The sequence below is a fragment of the Candidatus Frankia nodulisporulans genome (assembly GCF_902806475.1).
GTDB lineage: Bacteria > Actinomycetota > Actinomycetes > Frankiales > Frankiaceae > Frankia > Frankia umida.
In genome coordinates, this window is record NZ_CADCWS010000465.1 from 1 (window position 1) to 1,521 (window position 1,521).

Here is a 1,521-nt window from a genome sequence, read left to right on the forward strand (position 1 = left end):
CCAGGTGTGCAAGGGCTCTACCTGGCTGTCATGCACTCCGGCGTGACCCTTGCCCCACTGATAGGCCGACTGGTGGTCCAGGAGCTGATCGGTGGAGTCGAGTCACCCGAGCTGGTCGGATGCCGACCCGCACGGTTCACGACAGCCAGCTGATCCGCACACTTCATCAGCCGCCCGGTGCGGCAGGTCCGGGTCTCGGGCGACGGCGAAACGGTCACCGGCCACGCGAAGTGGGATTCCGAACGGCTGCTTCTGGGAGGGCGCAGCCGAACTCCTGGTCGGCACGCGGCCCCCTGCTCTCGCCGACCGCCTCACCTACGATTCCGAGGCTGGCGCTTTCCTTGCCCTTGGCGCCGCGGCGCTCATCGAGCGGATCGTCGCCCGCCTCGGCCTGCCGCTGGTCGTGAAACCGCGGGCGGGTGGATCGTCGTTCGGCGTGAGCCGGGTCGAGGGTGCCGGCGAGGTCGCCGAGGCCCTGATGGCCTGCTTCGGTTACCACGACTGCGCACTCGTCGAGCAGGCCGTGGCCGGCATGGAGATCGCGGTCGGTGTCGTGGACACCGGCGACGGGCCGGTCGCGCTCCCGGCGGTGGAGATCGAACCGGCCGCGGGCCGTGCCTACGACTACGCCGCCCGCTACACCGCCGGGGCCACGAACTTCTACACCCCCGCCCGGCTTGCCCCCGCGGTCCTGGATGCCGCCGCGCGGGCCGCCCTCCTCGCGCATCAGGCCCTTGGCCTGCGGGACCTCTCCCGCACCGACATGATTGTCGATGCGGCCGGAACACCACAGTTCCTGGAGGTCAACGTCGCCCCGGGGATGACCGAGACGAGCACCTGGCCGCTGGCCCTCGCCGCCGCCGGCCTCGACCTCGCCGTGGTCTGCCGTGACCTCGCTGCCCGCGCCCACAGCCGTCCGACCACCGTGAACGGGGTGGCATCCGCCTGAACCGCGCGGTGACGGGAAGCCGCTCAGCGGGAGAGGTCAGGCGGTCTCGGCCGGCTGGGGGAGACCGCCTGACCTCGACAGCACCGTACAGAGGCGGCAAGACCGCGGCTCAGAGGCCATCGATGTGGAGCCGGCGAGGGGACTCGAACCCCTAACCCCTCGATTACAAGTCGAGAGCGCTGCCAATTGCGCCACACCGGCCAGTCCTCTGACGATACCTGACGTGGAGCAGGCCGAGGCTCCGGCGGGTCCGTCCGCGGGGCTCCCGCCGGGCCCGGCGAGCTCCAGTCGATCATCGAGCTCCGAGGTGGCCGCGCAACCAGTGGCCAGCGCCCGATTCGGTCCGTGACGGCAAGATCGAGGATATTTCCGATCTTGAATCGTCTTGACGCGGAGCGGCACAAGGACTAGAAGTTCGACGTGGATGCGGATCGTTTATCGCGATAGCACCGCATCTGCGGAACATGTGCAGCGTCGCACAACCTGCGTTCCCACCTCAGAAATTGTCTTCCCGGTGTGAATGGGCGCGTCTGCCCGTATCGCGCCCCTGACGCAAAGGTTGACGTGAGAGC

Annotated in this window: 1 protein-coding gene and 1 tRNA gene; one reads left to right on the forward strand and one right to left on the reverse strand. The window is 69.0% G+C overall.

All coding sequences use genetic code 11. The features are described from left to right. Nucleotides 1-91 precede the first annotated feature (91 nt). Complete coding sequence (locus G6R24_RS20835) at nucleotides 92-949, forward strand: D-alanine--D-alanine ligase family protein (RefSeq protein ID WP_225438881.1); 858 nt, start codon at nucleotides 92-94, stop codon at nucleotides 947-949. Nucleotides 950-1,074: 125 nt separating this feature from the next. Here the strand turns inward: G6R24_RS20835 and G6R24_RS20840 are convergent. Continuing rightward, a tRNA-Thr gene (locus G6R24_RS20840) sits at nucleotides 1,075-1,150 on the reverse strand. Nucleotides 1,151-1,521: the final 371 nt, after the last annotated feature.